The following is a 17,041-nucleotide window of genomic DNA, read 5'->3' as shown; positions in this document are numbered from 1 at the left end:
GAACGGCTTCCGACCCCGGGCCTGGTGGTGCTGGACCGGAGCCGACGACCACCGACCGGGGATGGGCCGGCGGCGCGGGCAGGGGCCGGGGAGCTGCACAGCACCCCCAAGGGCTGCTGTCTTCCCTCCGTCGGCCATCACCTCTTACGTCATCGCGTGACCTCGCAGAGCGTTACGCCCAATCTTCGTGGCCCGAGTCACACCCCGTACGCACGAGTGCCGCTCTTGTGGTCGTACCCGGCCCTTCGCGCATGCCGAACCGCCGCGAAAGGGGCCTCACGCCGGTGTCGCCGGACCCGACCGGGCCCGGCGACACGTTCTGCACCCCCGCGCCCCCGCGCGTCCGCCCGTCAGTGCTCGCGCGGGGCGGGAACCACGCGCTCGACCTCCGGATGAACCGTCAGGAGCTGGCGCATGGCGTTCTCGGCGCCCGTCGCGTCACCCGCGGCGAGGGCCTCGACCATCCGCGCGTGGTGCGCGACGCAGGTCTCGCTCGGGCGGTCGCAGGCGGTGACCGGGCTGCCGGAGACCTGGAGGGCGGCGGAGACGATGCCGGAAAGGTGCTCCAGCATGCGGTTTCCTGCGACCTGGATGAGGAGCGCGTGGAATTCGGTGTCGGCGCGGGCGAAGGTGATCGCGTCGCCCTGGCCGAGGGCGTGGCCCATGATCTCGACCATGTCCGCGAGGCGCTGCTGGATGTCCGGGCGGCCGTGGCCGGCCGCGAGGCGGGCGGCGAGCGGCTCGATGGTCCAGCGGAGCTCACCGAGCTCGCGGCGCTGGTCGTCGCGCTGCGGACCGAAGGCGCGCCATTCGATGATGTCGGGGTCGAGCAGGTTCCAGTCGGCGACGGGACGGACCCGGGTGCCGACGTTGGGGCGGGCGCTGACGAGGCCCTTGGCCTCCAGGACCCGCAGGGATTCGCGGACGACCGTGCGGGAGACCTCGAAGCGCTGGCCGATCTCCTCGGGGACCAGCGGGCGGTCCGCGCCGAGATCGCCGGAGACGATCATCTGGCCGAGCTGCTGGACGAGTTGGCCGTGCAGTCCGCGTCCGCGGCTGCCTGCCGCTCGGCGGCCCACGCGGCTCAACTCGACGTCGGCACCGTCCCAGTGGGGTGCTCCGACGCGGTCGGACCCGGGGGTCTCCGCGTAGGGGTAGCGGTCGAGTTCGCCCGGGCCGGCGAGGCCGGAATCGGCGTGGCGGGCGGCGGTCATCATGGTGTGCGCAAGGGTACTCACGAATCCTTTGTCGGCCGTGCTTCCACGACCCTTGAGGTCTTTGGTGAAAAGCACACGAAAGGGTGATCGGTGCCACCTACGCAATTGACGACTTATCGTAAAGAATCCGACGTTTTGCGGGGAGTTGCGGTCCGCTTGACGTGACACGGACCGCAACGGTCCCGTCCGCGACTTCTCCCGAACCGGAACGATCACCAACGGACCCGGCTGCGCAGTCCGGTGAACCCATAGGCGCACAACAGGACCATCAGCGACAACACCAGTGCGGTCCCGACGGGTTGGGCCATCACCCGGAGGGCCCCCGTCAGCAGGCGGTCGACCTCCGGCGGCCACTGCCCCCAGGTCAGGCCGCGCAGCCGGGACGCGAGCCCGGTCGACGGGTACGCGGCGGAGCCCTCCAGCGCCTTGCGCACCAGCGGAACCACCATCACCGGTACGGCGAGCACCGCGGCCAGTCCCGCGGTGGCGGACCGGAAGACGCCGGAGGCCAGTACGCCGGCCCAGGCGCACCCGATGAGCAGCCCGGCCCAACTCACGGCCGGGGAGAGCCACTCCACCGGGGTGCGCAGGGGGCCGCTGTCGAAGACCAGCGCGAGGGCGGCGGCGTCGGCGGCCACCGTCAGGGCGCCCAGCAGCAGCGCGAGGGCGGCGCAGCTGCCCAGCTTGGCGGCGAGCAGCCCCATCCGCCGGGGCACGGTGCCCCGGTCGGCGGCGAGTGCGGGGTAGCGGTACTCCTCTCCGAAGGCCAGCGCGCCGAGCAGGCCCGCGCCCAGGGCGGCGGGCGGCAGCGGCAGCAGTTCGGGCCAGGCGGCGAGCAGCCGGTTCTGCGGGGTCTGCCCGGCCCGGGCCAGCACCAGGGCGGTGAGGACGGAGACGGCGACGACGAGCGCGGCGGTGAGGACGGGAGTGGCGGTCCCGAAGACCCGGAGCAGCTCGTAGCGCAGGGGACGCAGCGGGCCGCCCACGCGGCGCACGGCCGAGGCCGGGCGCCCGGAGCCGGTCTGCCGGGGATGTGCGCCGGAGACCTCGGTGGCGGCCTCGGCGCGGGCCGCGCCGGGCTCCGGAGGCGTTCCGGCCGCGGCCCGCGCGGCCGGTACCGGCGCCGTCGGTGCCCCGGCGTCGCCCGTCTCGTCGGCGAGCTGGTGGACCAGCACGCCGTGCCGGAACGCCGCCTCGCCGATCTCGGCGCAGTTGCTGCCGTACACCGACAGGCGGCTGCCGCTCTCGGCGACGATCTCCACCGAGCGCCGGGCGGCCCGGGCCTCCCGGCCCAGCGCGTCGGCCAGCCGGGCCGCGTGCGGGGTGCGCACGGCGACCCGCGGCCGCAGCCTGGTCCGGGCGAAATCGGCCGCCTCCTGGTCGGCGACGAGCCGGCCCGCCTCGATGCTGACGACGCGGTCGGCGCTGCGGGCGGCCTCCTTGGCGTCGTCGGTGGTGAAGAGCACGGCGCCGCCGAGGGAGGCGTGACCGCGCAGCAGCCCGTGCAGCCAGCCGCGTTCGCGGGGGGACAGTCCGGCGCCGGGCTCGTCGAGGAGCAGGGTGCACGGATCGGCGAGCAGGGCCGAGGCCAGTGCGACCCGGCGCTCCATGCCGAGCGACAGCGAACCGAGCCGTTCGTCCCGCAGTCCCGCGATGCCGACGACCTCCAGCATGGTGTCGGCCCGGGAGGCCGGCACCCCGGCCGCGGCGCAGAGCATCCGCAGCTGGTTGCGGACGGTCCGTGCGGGGTTGCCGGGGACGTCGCCGAGGAGCACTCCGACCTCACGGCCGGGGTGCGGGATCCGGTGCAGCGCGCGGCCGCGGAAGTAGGTGACGCCGCGGCCCGGTTCGAGTTCGAGCATGAGCCGCAGTGCGGTGGTCTTGCCCGATCCCGGCTCGCCGAGCAGGGCGGTCACATGCCCCGGGCGGGCCTCGAAGGTGAGGTCGTCCACGAGGGGCGGGGCGTCGGGTCGGGGCTTGCTGGTGAGTCCGATGGCCTGGAGCATCGCTTCTCTCGCGGGGGGTGAGACCGCTCAGCGGCAGGGTGGGTACCGCAAGCAAGATAACGCGATATGTCCGATATTCGACGCAACCGGTCCGATGGAACGCCGATGCTGCCGCCGGGCCCCGCACGGACGGCGGGTCCGGACCCGGTACCGGCCCCGGAAACGGCCCCGGTATGCCCGGTCCTGGGATGGGGCACGGCGGCCCCGCCACCGCCGGCGACGCCTCGTACGCCGCGGCGTCAGACTTCCGGACGCAGCATCGGCGGGTTGAGGAGGGTGGCCCCGCCCGCCCGGAACAACTGGGCCGGACGCCCGCCCTGACGGGTCGTCGTACCTCCGGCCGGCACCAGGAATCCGGGGGTGCCGGTGACCTTGCGGTGGAAGTTGCGCGGGTCGAGGGAGACACCCCAGACCGCCTCGTAGACCCGGCGCAGCTCGCCGACCGTGAACTCCGGCGGGCAGAAGGCAGTGGCCAGCGAGGAGTACTCGATCTTCGAGCGGGCCCGCTCCACACCGTCGGCGAGGATCCGGGCATGGTCGAAGGCGAGCCCGGTGGAGGCCTCATCGGTGTCGGCCAGCACCTCGTCGACCGGGGCCCACCGCGCGCTGTTGGCGTCGCCCCCGGCCCGGGGCGCAGGCAGGTCCGGAGCCAGCACCAGGTGCGCCACGCTGACGACGCGCATCCGCGGATCCCGCTTCGGATCACCGTAGGTGGCCAGCTGTTCGAGGTGCGCCCCGTTGCCCGCGCCGGGCAGGGCCGGGTCGTGCGCGCACAGGCCGGTCTCCTCGGAGAGCTCCCTGGCGGCGGCCCCCGCCAGGTCCTCGTCCGCGCGGACGAATCCTCCGGGCAGCGCCCAGCTCCCCTGGAACGGCTGCTCACCTCTGCGGACGACCAGCGCGCAGAGCGCGTGGCGCCGCACGGTGAGCACGACCAGGTCGACGGTGACGGCGAAGGGCGGATAGGCCGACGGGTCGTAGGGCGACATGCCGCGATCATAGTCGTCTGCCTGACGATAAACAGCGCTTTGGTGACCTTGAAGACGGCGCACCGGGGGCGGGAGGCCTCCGATCCGTCGGACGGTCCCGCCTGAACGGGGTGCGCGTGCTCAGCCACCCAACTGGAGCACATCGGCCGCCTCCTCCACCATGCCGAGGCCGAGCCGGCTGATCCGGACGGCGAAGGGCTCCCCCGCCACCCGCAGCCCCGAGAGTCTGAGCCCGCCCAGGGGGGCTCCGGGAAGGGGCGCGAGGGCGACCGTGCCCGCGGGGGCGTCGGGGCGGATCCCGGCGAGGGCGGTCAGCGCGTGGATCCCGGCCGCCGCCGCCACGGCGGCCGGGCGGCAGGCCGCCGGGTGAGGCACCGGGGCGCTGCCCGCGGTGCGCTGCTCGGCCGCGAACATCTCCGGCAGCCGGTACCCGAAGGCCTCCGCCGCGTCCAGCAGGCCGCCGAGCAGGCCCGCGGCCTCCTTCTCGAAGCCGGCCTGGGCCAGGCCCGCCACGGCCACCGCGCTCTCGTACGCCCGCACGGCGCCCGAGCGGTGGCCGAACGGGTTGTGCCCGGGCTCCTTGACGGCCATGCTCCGCAGCCCCCATCCGGAATCCATGGCGGGGGCTCCGAGCAGCCGGGCCAGCTGCTCGGCGCGGGTGCGGTCCAGGAGTCCCGGGGCAAGCCGGCCACTGCTGAGCAGTCCGGTGTCGAGCAGGTGGGCGGCGGCCCCCGTCAGTCGTGGCAGCGGCCTCCCGTCGGGGTGGAGGGCCGAAGCGGGCCGGCCGCCGTCCGGACCGTCGATCCAGAACCGGGCCCGGAACCGCTCCCGCAGTCCGACCGCCCGCTCCCGCCACTCCTCGGCTCCGGGCCGTCCGCACGCGGCGAGCAGATCGGCGCCGAGCACGGCGGCCCGATGGGCGTGGGCCTGGGTCTCGCAGCGCCGCGGGCCCGGGTCGGGATCGGCCAGGAAGCCGTCCTCCCCCAGTGCGCCACGCAGCCAGTCCAGGCACCGCTCGGCGGCCGGCAGCAGCCGGGCCACCTCCTCTTCGGGCATGCCCCAGAGCCGGGCCTCGGCCAGTACCACGGGAAAGGCCAGGGTCGCCTCCGTGCCGGTGCATCCCGGTGGGAGCTGCGCGCCCGCTCCGCGCAGCGGGCCCGGGATCTTCCCGAGGTCGGGTCCCCGCTCCTCGGTCTGGGTCCGGGCAAGGATGCGCAGGGTTGCCGCGGCGAGACCGGTTCCGAGCGGCAGCGCCATCCGGGCGGCCCAGAGCGATTCCGCCGGAGCCAGGCCCAGCCGCCAGGGCGCTCCCGCCGCGGCGAAGGCGTCACCCGGCTCCTCGGGATCCCGCAGGAGCAGCGCGCCCAGGTCCTCGACGCTGGTCCGGAACCACGCCTCGGCCCTCGGATCGTCCCCTTCGGCCCGGGCGTCGGCCAGCGGGTTCGCCACCTGCCCGGCGGGGGCCCGCCCCACCCGGTGCTGCGTGGTCCGCAGCTCGATGGTGCGGGATTCACCGGGAGCCAGTTCGAGCTGCCAGCGCAACAGCCCCGCCGAGGCCAGCGCGTCGTCCGGCGGTGGGTCGGCGGCGGTCACTGCCTGCGCCTCGCCGGTGCTCCAGCGCAGCCCGGCGGCGTGCACCCCGGCGGGCAGCTCCGGGCCGGCCCGGCCGGCGGCCACGGAGGCCAGCTCCGCCAGGTCGGTGCCGAGAAGCACCTCCACGGGCAGGCGGACCGGCCGGGCCGTGAAGCTGCGCAGGGTGATCCGCTCGGTGCCGTCCGCGTGCCGGAACCTTTCCACACCGATGTCGGGGTCGGGGCCGGGTTCGGCGCCGGTGCGCACCGTCGCGGTGAAGACGGCCCGGTCGGCCGCGAGGCTGCGCCCCTGCACGGCGACCGGGTCCCGGCCGCCGACACGCAGCACGCAGCGGGAGAGCAGGCGGCGCCCGGACCGGTAGATCCCGTCGATCCCCCGCCCGGTCAGCTGGCCGTGCTCCGGGGAGATGACCAGACAGGGCGCGGCGACGCACATGACGGCGCCGTGCACGGGCGGCAGTTCGGACCTGTGGGCGGCGGGCACGCCGGGTGGGCGTGGAGGTGCGGGGAGGGACATGTGTCGCCTTGTCTGCGCTCCGGTCGGTTCGGCTGGGCGGCGGCGCGGCCGGGGCCCCACCACCCCCCAGCTGAACGCCCCCACCCCCGCCCGGGTCACGGGCCCGGGAGCCGTCCGGGCGTGCCCGGGGTGAAGCCCCCGCCATCTGGGCCTGCCCAAGGCGTGCCGGAGCAGTCGCACCGGGCCGCCGGGCGGCGTGAACCGGTGCGCGCTCACTGCTCGCTCCGCGCGGTACGGCGCAACCCGCGACGGGGGGACGTCCGGCCCCGTCGGCCGGGAGGACGGGTACCGGCCGAGGAGCGCCCTCGCCGGGGCTCCCGGCGGCGCCGCTCCTCCCGCAGGCACTGCCGCAGCCCCTCGGGGTCGATCCCTTCGTTGCACGCGTGGTGGAGCAGCTGGGCGAAGCGGTACTCGGCATCCGCCCGCAGGGCCAGGCCGAAGGCGATCCGGGCGGTCGGCTCGTCCCCCGTGGACCACGAGACCCAGCCGGCGAGGGTGAGGGGGGCCGCGGCGTGCTCGCCGTAGGCCCCGACGCAGCGCCGGGCCAGGGCCCGCCACAGCCGCAGGGCCGGGGCCGCGTCCTCGTCCTCCATCCACTCCGCCGCGATGTCCCGGATCTCGCGGTCCTGGAGGCCGAGGATCAGTGCGGCCGCCTCGTCGTGGCCGAGCAGCGCGTCGTCCCAGTCGTCGGCGTGGGCGCCGCCCTCGGCGGGCGGGGCCAGGGTCAGGCGCCGCATCAGGGTCCGCGCCAGGGCGATGGTCTCGGCGCCGACCTCCTCGCGGGTGGCCCCGTCGAGGATCCGGGGCATCAGGGCGGCGGCGGCCCGGTCGAGGGCCTGTTCCGCCTCCTCGGCCACGGCCCCGCGCAGCGGTGCCATCCTGCCCTCGATCTCCCTGAGGGAGCCCCGGACCTGGAGTCCGGCGAAGGTCGCCGTCGCCGCCAGCACCGAGGTACCGACGGCGGCCAGCCGGCTGCCCTCGGCCGGGCAGCACCGCTCGTCGGGGCACACGTAGGACCAGAACCGTCCCGCGGACAGGCACAGGGCCTCCAGTACGGGCACGTCCAGTGCGCCGCAGGCCAGCCGGATCCCTTGGGCGAGCGGCCGCAGCCGGGTCATCACCCGCCTGCCGCTCTCTTCCCCGCCCGGCTCCTGGCAGAGGTAGACGACGATGCCGTCGGGCTTGCCGCCGCGCCGTTCGCTGCCCCTGATCAGGCATTCGGCGACCTGTCGGGCGGTGTCCTCCCATTCCGCGGGCGAGCTGGGGATGCCGACACGGAGCCTGCCGCCGAAGCGCCCGCCCTCGCCGTGCACGGCGACCATGACGAGGGAGTCGGTCGGGTGGAAGCCGAGCATGTAGGGCAGCGCGTCGGCCAGTTCGGCCGGACTGCGCAGGGTGATCTGGGGTCCGGTGGCGGCTCCGGCCGGGCTGATGGAGGGCCGGTCGGACGGGGTGCGTGATTCGTGGTTGTTCGTCATGCCATGAAGGTCCCGCGCATGATCCGATCCCGAAAGCCCTGTGGATAACTCCCGCCGCCGCCGTCCACAGGCCCGGAGCGGCATTGGCGCGATGTCGGAGGCATCAGGTTGCATGGGGGTATGAACGCAGACCTGAGGTCCTCGGCCGACTCCGTACTAGCCCGTCTCGTGGGCGATCCCACGGGTGCCGCCAGGCTGCGCGAGGACCAGTGGCGGGCGATCGAGGCCCTCGTGGCGCACAAGCGGCGGGCGCTGGTGGTTCAGCGCACCGGCTGGGGCAAGTCCGCGGTGTACTTCGTCGCCACCTCGCTGCTGCGGGCGAACGGCGCAGGCCCCACCGTGATCGTCTCGCCGCTCCTCGCACTGATGCGCAATCAGGTCGAGGCCGCGGCCCGGGCCGGGATCCGCGCCCGCACCATCAACTCCGCCAACCCCGAGGAGTGGGAGGGCATCCAGGCCGAGGTGGCGGCGGGTGAGGTCGATGTCCTGCTGGTGAGTCCGGAGCGGCTCAACAACCCTGATTTCCGCGACCAGGTCCTCCCCAAGCTCTCCGCCGCCACCGGGCTGCTCGTGGTCGACGAGGCGCACTGCATCTCCGACTGGGGGCACGACTTCCGCCCCGACTACCGCCGGCTGCGCACCATGCTGGCCGACCTGCCGCCGGGTGTCCCGGTGCTCGCGACGACCGCCACGGCCAATGCCCGCGTGACTGCCGACGTCGCCGAACAGCTCGGCACCGGGGCCGGCACGGACGCTCTGGTGCTGCGCGGCCCGCTGGACCGCGAGAGCCTGAGCCTGGCCGTCCTGACCCTGCCCGACGCGGCGCACCGGCTGGCCTGGCTCGCCGACCACCTCGGGGAACTGCCCGGCTCCGGGATCATCTACACGCTGACCGTGGCGGCCGCCGAGGAGGTCACAACGTACCTGCGCCACCGGGGGCACACGGTGGCCTCGTACACCGGCAAGACGGAGAACGCCGACCGCCAGCAGGCCGAGGACGACCTCCAGGCGAACCGGGTCAAGGCGCTCGTGGCCACCTCCGCCCTCGGGATGGGCTTCGACAAGCCCGACCTGGGCTTCGTGGTGCACCTCGGCTCGCCCTCCTCCCCCATCGCCTACTACCAGCAGGTCGGCCGCGCGGGCCGTGGCGTGGAGCACGCGGAGGTCCTGCTGCTGCCCGGCCGGGAGGACGAAGCGATCTGGCAGTACTTCGCCTCGGTGGCCTTCCCGCCGGAGGAGCAGGTGCGCCGCACCCTCGACGTCCTGGCCCGGGCCGGCCGGCCGCTGTCGCTGCCCGCCATGGAACCGCTGGTCGATCTGCGCCGCACCCGGCTGGAGACCATGCTCAAGGTGCTCGACGTCGACGGCGCCGTGCACCGCGTCAAGGGCGGCTGGACCTCGACGGGCGAGCCCTGGGCCTACGACGCCGAGCGCTACGCGTGGGTCGCCCGCCAGCGGGCCACGGAACAGCAGGCGATGCGCGACTACGCCGCGGCCACCGGATGCCGGATGGAGTTCCTGCGCCGCCAGCTCGACGACGAGGAGGCGGCGCCCTGCGGCCGCTGCGACAACTGCGCCGGGGCCCGGTTCACCGCGGAGGTCTCCACCACCGCGCTGGACACCGCGCGCGGTGAACTCGGCCGCCCGGGCGTGGAGCTGGAGCCGCGCAAGATGTGGCCGACCGGGCTCGCGGCGGTCGGCGTCGACCTCAAGGGGCGCATCCCCGCCGGGGAGCAGGCCTCGACGGGCCGGGCGCTGGGCCGGCTGTCCGACATCGGATGGGGCAACCGGCTGCGCCCGATGCTGGCGCCGCAAGCTCCGGACCAGCCGGTTCCGGACGACGTCGCGCAGGCCGTGGTCGCGGTGCTCGCCGACTGGGCCCGGGGCCCAGGCGGCTGGGCCTCGGGAGCACCGGACGCACCGGCACGGCCGGTGGGCGTGGTCGCCCTGCCCTCGCGCAGCCACCCCCAGCTGATCGGTTCACTGGCCGCGCGGATCGCGGAGATCGGGCGGATGCCGCTGCTCGGCGCGCTCGCCTACACGGACCAGGCCCCGGAGTTCGGATCGATGTCCTCGAACAGCGCACAGCGCGTACGGGGACTCCACCAGGCCCTCACCGTGCCCCCGGCGCTGGCCGACGCGCTGGAACGGTCCGCCGGCCCGGTGCTGCTCGTCGACGACCGCACGGAGAGCGGGTGGACCATCGCGGTGGCCGCCCGGTTGCTGCGACGGGCAGGCGCGAAAGAGGTGTTCCCGCTGGTGCTGGCGCTTCAGGGCTAGCCGAATGCGTCATCTTCGGCGTGGCGGGGCAAGGATATGAACGGCATACCGGCGAATTCCGGTCGGCGGCGTCAATTGCTCGTTGCCGCACGCTCAGAAGCCACGCGAGAATTGGAGTGCTCCCGCTCGGCTCCTCGGCACCCTCCTGGGCCGCGCTGCGGCGCGCCCTGACTCCACCGTGCCCGTTCGCGGGCGTGTACCCGAAGGGAGGACCGTGACCTTCGGATTCGCGCCGCCCCCGACCACGTCCCTGGCATCAGCCACCGGCGGCACAAGCCGGCACGGCAGACTGCTGGAACCCGCGGAATGGACAGCGGCGGGCATTCCGCTGCTCCGCAATCCGCGCGAGGTCGTCAGCGGGCTGCACTCCCGGCACAGCCCCGTGCCCTCGACCGCGATCATCGCCGTCCTCGGCCCGGAGGAGCAGCTCGTGGCGAGCGCCTCCTTCGTACAGCGCTCGGCCTCGGCCGACGGCTGGGAGTACCGCAACGCCCTGCTGTCCCGGCTGCGCCGGGTCCTCCCGCACGACCTGCGCAGGCGGACCCCGGTGCGTACGGCGGTGCTGCTCTACTGCCGCGAGGGCGACGAGCGGTGGACCGAGGAGGACGGGGCGTGGATGTGGGGGCTGCGGGACGCCTGCACCCTGCACGGCCTGCGCTGCGGTGCGTACATCACGCTGACCCACGCGGGCTGGCAGGTGGTGGGCGAGGGCCGTGGCGGTCGGCGCCCGAGTTCCGACTCGCGGCCGCAGCGCCTGGGCGACACCGTGGCCGAGTTCTCTCCGCTGGCCCTGCACACCGGGGGCGGCGCGGTCGAGGCCCTGCGGCGGACCGCCGCGCGCTGACCCGCGTAAGGCTCCCACGGGTACGGCCCGCGCCGGTGCGCCCGACACCTGTGCGGGTGCCACCCGTGCGGCTGCCGCCCGTACAACCGCACGGCCGCCGCCTTGCCTGCGGGCATGCCTCACGGCCGTACACCCAGGACCGGGCGTACGGCGGATCAGGCCTCGGGCTCCGACTCGGGCCCCGGCGCGGGCTTCAGCGGGGCCGGCCCATGGCCCGCCCCGCCCCTCGCCCGTGCCGGGGTACAGGGCGTCAGACGCCCGCACCCAGCACGGAGTTGATCTGCTGCGGGTCACCGCACACGATCAGCAGCGCACCCGCCCGGGTGAGCGCGACCGGCAGGGCGCCCGCGATGGCGTCGACCGCTCCGCCGTTGGCCGCGAAGACCACGACGGGACGGCCTGCGGCGCGCTGGACCTGCGCCGCGTCCGCGTAGAAGACGTCGTCCCCGGCGTCGTGCAGGGCCCAGTACGCGGCCTCGCCGAAGGACAGCTCGTGCGCGGCCCACGGGTGCGGGTCGCCACTGGTGAGCACCAGGATGTCGCCGGGCGCGCGCCCGGTGTCGAGCAGCAGGTCGACGGCCTCTTCGGCCGCGTCCAGCGCACCCTCGGCGGACGCCGGGATCAGCTGGATCTGCGGCACCGCCGCGGAGACGGACGGTGCGGTGGGGGCAGCGGCAGGAGCTGCGGGAACGGGTCCGGGGGTGGCCTGCGGTGCACGCTGCGCGGGCGGTGCGGGCCTGGCGGGACCGGGGCGGCCGGGCCGCGGTACGGCGGCGGGACGCGGACCAGGTACAGGGCGGGGGGTCTGCGCGGTGCGGCTCGCGGCCGGCGTGACGCGGGGACCCTGGGCACTCTCGTGAATCTGAGGCTCCTCGATGGCGGGGGTGAGAGGCATGAGTTGATATCTATCAAACACCGGTACGAAACGTACCGGTCGGTGGCACACGCGTGCGATCAGAAATCGAAGCCGAGTTGGCCTCCGTTTTCCAGCTCCATCGACTCCTCGCTGCGGCGCACCTTCTTGAGATGGCGCCACCGGGGCAGCGCGTCGAGGTACGACCACGAGAGCCGGTGGTAGGGGGTGGGCCCCAGCTCCTCCAGCGCCGCCCGGTGCACGGGCGAGGGATACCCGGCGTTGGCGGCGAAGGCGAAGTCCTCGATTCCACCGCCCCGTTCCCCGAGTTCGGCCATCATGCGGTCGCGGCGGACCTTGGCGATGACCGAGGCCGCGGCGACGGCGATGCAGGACTGGTCGCCCTTGATCACCGTACGGACCCGCCAGGGCGGGCCGAGATAGTCGTGCTTACCGTCGAGTATCACCGCGTCGGGCCGCACCGGCAGCGCCTCCAGCGCACGCTCCGCCGCCAGTCGGAGGGCGGCCGTCATCCCCAGTTCGTCGATCTCCTCGGGCGAGGAGTGCCCGAGCGCGTACGCGGTGACCCAGCCCTCCAGGACATCGAGCAGGGCGTCGCGCCGCTTGGGGGTGAGCAGTTTGGAGTCGGTGAGCCCGGCGGGCGGCCGGCGCAGGCCGGTGATCGCCGCACACACGGTGACGGGTCCGGCCCAGGCCCCTCGTCCGACTTCGTCGACCCCGGCGATGACCTTGGCGCCGGTGGTTGCACGGAGGGAGCGCTCGACGGTGTGGGTGGGTGCTTCGTACGGCATGGCGCCAGCAAGGTTACGCCGCCCCGAGCCCACTGCACACCCCCGCCCCGGTCCGACCCGCCCGAGATCGGACGCGAAGCCCGCTCCGCGCGCCCCGCGCCGCCCCCGACACGCCTCACGCCCTGAGCAGCGGCACCATCACCTCGTCGATCAGCGCCGCGATGTCCGCATCCTCCCATTCGCTTCCGCACACCTTGGCGCGGTACATCAGCATCGCCGGAATGACATCCACGACAAACGGACCAGTCGCATCCGGTCGCACGTCACCCCGCTCGATTCCGCGCCCCACAAGCTCCCTGATCAGGCGCTGGGCCGGCTCGTGCAGGCCGGACCAGATCACTCCGTGGAACCGATCGGCGTGCATGTGGTCGCATTCGTGAAGCACCGACCGCAGCGCCTGACCGGCGCGCGAGTGCATGACGTCCCGCGTGCTCACGCACAGCAGGTAGAGGTCCTCGCGGATCGAACCACAGTCGGGAATGTCACCGATCCGCGGCAGGCCGCTCCGCAGCGCATCGGCCACCAGGTCGGCCTTCGACGGCCAGCGGCGGTAGAGCGCGGCCTTGCCGGTGTGCGCGCCGGACGCGACGCCCTCCATGGTGAGCGCGTTCCAACCGACCGTGCTCAGCTGCTCCAACGCGGCGTCGAGAATCGCCCGTTCGAGCTCCGGACCCCGCCTGCGCCCCGGCGACGCCGCTGACCAGCGCGAACCCACCATCTCCCCACCTCCGACCGGCTTGCGCGTTCGGCGCACATATTTTCAGCCTTAGTGAACGCTTGCGTTCACTAAGGCGCGGCTCCTACCGTGGACCCGCAGTGAACGAATGCGTTCACTATTTCACTTTGGGGGGGATCCTCAGTGACAAGCTCTCAACTCGCCACACCCCGGATACCGGGCGCGGCACGCCGGGAGGGGCGCCCAGGAGTGGCGCTCGCCGTCATCGCCGCGTGCCAGCTCATGGTCGTCCTCGACGCGACGATCGTGAACATCGCGCTCCCGCACATCCAGAGCGCCCTCGACTTCACGACCACCGACCTCTCGTGGGTGCTCAGCGCCTACACCCTCACCTTCGGCGGCCTGCTGCTCCTCGGCGGCCGGGCGGGCGACATCCTGGGCCGACGCCGCACGTTCCTGACCGGAATCCTGCTCTTCACCCTGGCCTCCCTGCTCGGCGGCTTCGCCCAGGAGCCCTGGCAGCTGCTCGCGGCCCGTGCCCTGCAGGGGGTCGGCGGCGCGATCGCCTCGCCGACCTCGCTCGCCCTGATCACCACGACCTTCCCCGAAGGCCCCGAGCGGAACCGGGCGTTCGGGGTGTTCGCGGCCGTCTCCGCGGGAGGCGGTGCGATCGGCCTGCTGGCCGGCGGCATGCTCACCGAGTGGCTCGACTGGCGCTGGGTCCTCTTCGTCAACGTGCCGATCGGGGTGCTGATCGCGGTCCTCACCCCGCTCTACATCACCGAGTCCGAGCGCCACCCCGGCCGCTTCGACGTCGCCGGAGCCCTCACCTCCACCGGTGGCATGGCCTCGCTCGTGTACGGGTTCATCAGCGCCGCGGAGAAGGGCTGGCGCGACGCGGTCACCCTCGGCTCGTTCGCCGCGGCCCTGGTCCTGCTCGCGCTCTTCGTCGTCATCGAGTCGCGGGCCCGCGAGCCGATCATCCCGCTGCGCATGTTCGCCGACCGCAACCGCACCGGCACCTACGTGATCATGCTCGGCCTCGCCGCGGCGATGTTCGGCATGTTCTTCTTCATCGTCCAGTTCGTACAGAACGTACTGGGCTTCTCCCCGATCCAGTCCGGACTCGGCTTCCTGCCCGTGACGGTCGCCATCATCACCGCCGCCGGCCTCTCGCAGCGCTTTCTGCCGCGCTTCGGCCCCAAGCCCTTCATGGTCATCGGGTCCGCGCTCACCGGAACCGGTCTGGCCTGGCTGACCTTCATCCGGACCGACAGCTCCTACGTCTCCGGTGTGCTCGGGCCGATGCTGCTGTTCGGCTTCGGCATGGGCCTCAACTTCGTGACCCTCACCCTCACCGCCGTCTCCGGCGTGGCGCCGAAGGAGGCGGGCGCGGCCTCGGGGCTGCTCAACGCCAGCCAGCAGGTCGGCGGCTCGCTCGGCCTGTCCATCCTGGTCACCGTCTTCGGCACGGCCAGTCGCGACGAGGCCACGAAGCAGGTCCCGTCCTTCATGGCGCAGGCGGACCCCGAGCAGATCGCCGCCTTCAAGGAGACCGGTTTCCTGCCCGACCCCTGGGGCGATCTGGTCCTCGCCCACGGCATCTCCACCGCGTTCTACGCCGCCGTCGCCATGGCGGGCCTGGCCCTGGCCACGGCCCTGCTGGTGATCCGGGTGCGCAAGAGCGACCTGGAGGCCCTGGCCGGCGCCGCCGCGAAGGCCGGTCCGGCCGCCTGAACGAGGTCTTCCGTACGGGCCGGGGCCGGGCGCGGGGATCGTTCCCCGCGCCCGGCCCCGTACACACCCTCCACGGAACCTCCCGCAGGGCGTCTAGTACTCGACGCGGCTGCCGAAGGCACCCAGGCGCGAGCAGACCTCGTACGAGACGGTCACCGGACGCTCGCGCAGGATCTGCCGGGCCTGGTACTCACCCAGGCTCATCGCGTACCAGGGGACGTCCCCGGCCTTGGCCATCTCGTCGTTGATCCCGCGCAGGGCGCAGGACCGCTGCGGCTCGGGCAGCCGGTCGAGGGCGGGAACGGCATCCGCCGACAGGGACTGGAAGTAGGAGAGGTCGATCTTCGCGTCCGCCTCGAAGCGGGCCACGTTCCGCTCGGCGACCATCCCGTCCGGGGAGAGCAGCCCGAAGGCCAGGACGGCCGCAGCCGCGCTGCCCGCGAACGCGCGCGCCAGCCAGCGGCCGCCGAACAGCCCGGCCGCCATGATCAGTACGATGACCAGCCCGAGCCACAGCTCCATCGCGGCCACCGACACGCGCAGCCTGGTCAGCCCGTACGCCTCCACGTAGAGGTCCATCCGGCGCAGCGCGGCGGCCACGACGACCAGCGTCAGCGCGCACAGCACCCCGAGGACGATGCGGACGAAGCGGCGGTCGCCCGCTCCGGAGCGCGGGGCCCAGCGCAGGGCGAGCGCGATCACGGCGAGGGTGAGCAGGGTGGCCCACAGCAGCTGCCAGAAGCCCTGGCGGGCGTACTCGGCGTAGGTGAGGCCGGTGCTCCGCAGGACCTTGTCGTAGCCGCCGAACAGGACGGCCAGCTGGACCGCGATGAAGCCCGCGAAGAGCAGGTTGAGCAGGATGAGCGGAAGGGCCCATTCGACGCGGGAGCGCGGCTTGCCCGGAGCCACCTTGATCTGGTCCCAGCGCAGCGGGGCCGCGGCGGTACGGGCCGCGGCGAGCGCGAGGACGGCGCCGAGGAGGAAGAGCATGAACCGGATGGGCCCGTCCTCGACCGACACGTCGGGCAGCAGGTCGCCCAGCAGATCGGCGAAGGCCGCGTCGGCGGAGGCGAACAGCGCGCCGAAGAGCAGCAGCAGTGCGACGGCCACAACGGTCGCCTTGGCGACGGGCAGCCAGCGGTCCTTGCTGACCCCGCCGCGCGAGCGCAGCCCGGTCACCAGCCAGCCGATCCCGGACACGGCGGCGTCGAAGAAGCCGAGGGGGCTGAGCAGGACGCCCGGCCAGGTACGGCTGCCGTGCAGGGCGAGCGCGCCCAGCAGGACGGCGGACAGGATCGCCAGCGTGGCCGGCCAGGCGGAGTCGCGCAGAGCCGGTACGGCGAGCAGGGCGAGACAGCCGATCACCCAGGCGACGGTCCAGGGGCGGGCGCTGCGGCGGGCCGCGCGGGCGGCGACGTACGCCGCGATGACGGCGGGCACCACCGCGAGCAGCAGGCCGGGTCCCATGCCGTCGCCGAGCAGCAGGGCGGTGGCGAGACCGGAGGCGAGGACGGCAACGAGGGTCGCGGTCCGGATGGGGGCGGCCTCGGCGGGCCGCACCAGGGTGGCCCAGGAGGGCGCGGTCGAGCGCTGCACCTGCCAGGGGGTCGCGGGCGCCGTGCCGGCCTGCGCCGCGCCGGCCCACGGCCCCGGCGGCGGGCCGGACGTGCCGGTGTGTCTGCCGCCGGCCGGACCGGGCGGCGCTGGCGAATCCCCCGCCGTGGCCTCTGCGTTGACCACGTCGTCGGTCCGGGCTTCGTCCGCCCCGCCGGTGTTCTCTGACATCGGGTTCCCTCCCCTGTCGGCCGCCCCGGAGTTCAGGTCGGGGCGGCGATGCGGACAGGGTAGGCCGGTGCGATGCAGTTTTGAACAGGATCAAAAGAGTGCTGTGGCAGGACCGTGACAATCGGAGTGGGATATTTCACCGGGCGCCGGACTCACCGAAGCTGCTGGTCACGCCGCGCCCGAGGCGCCGGACGCAGCGAACGCTCCGCACACGCCTGACGTACCGCATCGCGCCAACTCCCCGGCTCCCGCCGGATC

Annotated in this window: 12 protein-coding genes; 3 read left to right on the top strand and 9 right to left on the bottom strand. The window is 73.9% G+C overall.

All coding sequences use genetic code 11. The features are described 5' to 3' along the window. Positions 1-350: 350 nt before the first annotated feature. From JYK04_RS30990 to JYK04_RS30970, 5 genes are all read right to left on the bottom strand, one after another. Positions 351-1,238, bottom strand: coding sequence for a FadR/GntR family transcriptional regulator (locus JYK04_RS30990; RefSeq protein ID WP_189738861.1), 888 nt, complete (start codon positions 1,236-1,238; stop codon positions 351-353). Positions 1,239-1,429: 191 nt separating this feature from the next. Continuing rightward, positions 1,430-3,223 (bottom strand): ATP-binding cassette domain-containing protein, encoded by a 1,794-nt coding sequence (locus JYK04_RS30985; protein WP_189738858.1) that lies wholly within the window; start codon positions 3,221-3,223, stop codon positions 1,430-1,432. A gap of 239 nt (positions 3,224-3,462) precedes the next feature. After that, positions 3,463-4,209, bottom strand: coding sequence for an NUDIX hydrolase (locus JYK04_RS30980; protein ID WP_189738855.1), 747 nt, complete (start codon positions 4,207-4,209; stop codon positions 3,463-3,465). A gap of 120 nt (positions 4,210-4,329) precedes the next feature. Continuing rightward, the gene (locus JYK04_RS30975; protein ID WP_229875472.1) at positions 4,330-6,318 is read right to left on the bottom strand and encodes a glycogen debranching N-terminal domain-containing protein; all 1,989 of its coding nucleotides are present in this window, start codon (positions 6,316-6,318) and stop codon (positions 4,330-4,332) included. A gap of 212 nt (positions 6,319-6,530) precedes the next feature. Further along, entirely contained in the window at positions 6,531-7,796 is a 1,266-nt protein-coding gene (locus tag JYK04_RS30970; protein ID WP_189738853.1) for a DUF4192 domain-containing protein, read from the bottom strand. Between the two features lie 120 nt (positions 7,797-7,916). Between JYK04_RS30970 and JYK04_RS30965 the strand changes: the two genes are divergently transcribed. Both JYK04_RS30965 and JYK04_RS30960 read left to right on the top strand, forming a co-directional pair. Further along, complete coding sequence (locus tag JYK04_RS30965) at positions 7,917-10,076, top strand: RecQ family ATP-dependent DNA helicase (RefSeq protein ID WP_189738851.1); 2,160 nt, start codon at positions 7,917-7,919, stop codon at positions 10,074-10,076. A 214-nt stretch (positions 10,077-10,290) separates the two neighbouring features. Next, positions 10,291-10,920 (top strand): hypothetical protein, encoded by a 630-nt coding sequence (locus JYK04_RS30960; RefSeq protein WP_189738848.1) that lies wholly within the window; start codon positions 10,291-10,293, stop codon positions 10,918-10,920. A 250-nt stretch (positions 10,921-11,170) separates the two neighbouring features. On the opposite strand, the gene JYK04_RS30955 is transcribed toward JYK04_RS30960, so the two are convergent. The 3 genes from JYK04_RS30955 to JYK04_RS30945 all read right to left on the bottom strand — a co-directional run bounded on the left by JYK04_RS30955 (position 11,171) and on the right by JYK04_RS30945 (position 13,303). Then, a complete protein-coding gene (locus tag JYK04_RS30955; protein ID WP_079406339.1) occupies positions 11,171-11,815 on the bottom strand; it encodes a hypothetical protein in 645 nt (214 codons plus the stop codon). Positions 11,816-11,874: 59 nt separating this feature from the next. Then, the gene (locus tag JYK04_RS30950; RefSeq protein WP_189738845.1) at positions 11,875-12,585 is read right to left on the bottom strand and encodes a ribonuclease HII; all 711 of its coding nucleotides are present in this window, start codon (positions 12,583-12,585) and stop codon (positions 11,875-11,877) included. A gap of 115 nt (positions 12,586-12,700) precedes the next feature. Continuing rightward, complete coding sequence (locus JYK04_RS30945) at positions 12,701-13,303, bottom strand: TetR/AcrR family transcriptional regulator (RefSeq protein WP_189738842.1); 603 nt, start codon at positions 13,301-13,303, stop codon at positions 12,701-12,703. Positions 13,304-13,444: 141 nt separating this feature from the next. On the opposite strand from JYK04_RS30945, the gene JYK04_RS30940 reads away from it, so the two are divergent. Beyond that, positions 13,445-14,998, top strand: a complete 1,554-nt coding sequence (locus tag JYK04_RS30940; RefSeq protein ID WP_189738839.1) for an MFS transporter — start codon at positions 13,445-13,447, stop codon at positions 14,996-14,998. 93 nt (positions 14,999-15,091) lie between these two features. Here the strand turns inward: JYK04_RS30940 and JYK04_RS30935 are convergent, their stop codons facing one another. Beyond that, on the bottom strand, positions 15,092-16,783 hold the full coding sequence (locus JYK04_RS30935; RefSeq protein WP_189738836.1) for a DUF4153 domain-containing protein: 1,692 nt from the start codon (positions 16,781-16,783) through the stop codon (positions 15,092-15,094). Between the last annotated feature and the right edge of the window lie 258 nt (positions 16,784-17,041).

Origin of the sequence: Streptomyces nojiriensis (assembly GCF_017639205.1) — a bacterium.
In the GTDB taxonomy this organism is placed as follows: domain Bacteria; phylum Actinomycetota; class Actinomycetes; order Streptomycetales; family Streptomycetaceae; genus Streptomyces; species Streptomyces nojiriensis.
The sequence above is the reverse complement of the archived record's forward strand: the minus strand, read 5'-3'. Positions and strand labels throughout refer to the sequence as shown.

Excerpts from the sequence above, each read along its gene's own strand:
- JYK04_RS30965 (WP_189738851.1), top strand. The coding sequence starts at position 7,917 with ATGAACGCAGACCTGAGGTCCTCGGCCGACTCCGTACTAGCCCGTCTC.
- JYK04_RS30945 (WP_189738842.1), bottom strand. The coding sequence starts at position 13,303 with ATGGTGGGTTCGCGCTGGTCAGCGGCGTCGCCGGGGCGCAGGCGGGGT.
- JYK04_RS30935 (WP_189738836.1), bottom strand. The coding sequence starts at position 16,783 with ATGTCAGAGAACACCGGCGGGGCGGACGAAGCCCGGACCGACGACGTG.
- JYK04_RS30975 (WP_229875472.1), bottom strand. The coding sequence starts at position 6,318 with ATGTCCCTCCCCGCACCTCCACGCCCACCCGGCGTGCCCGCCGCCCAC.
- JYK04_RS30980 (WP_189738855.1), bottom strand. The coding sequence starts at position 4,209 with ATGTCGCCCTACGACCCGTCGGCCTATCCGCCCTTCGCCGTCACCGTC.
- JYK04_RS30955 (WP_079406339.1), bottom strand. The coding sequence starts at position 11,815 with ATGCCTCTCACCCCCGCCATCGAGGAGCCTCAGATTCACGAGAGTGCC.
- JYK04_RS30970 (WP_189738853.1), bottom strand. The coding sequence starts at position 7,796 with ATGACGAACAACCACGAATCACGCACCCCGTCCGACCGGCCCTCCATC.
- JYK04_RS30985 (WP_189738858.1), bottom strand. The coding sequence starts at position 3,223 with ATGCTCCAGGCCATCGGACTCACCAGCAAGCCCCGACCCGACGCCCCG.
- JYK04_RS30950 (WP_189738845.1), bottom strand. The coding sequence starts at position 12,585 with ATGCCGTACGAAGCACCCACCCACACCGTCGAGCGCTCCCTCCGTGCA.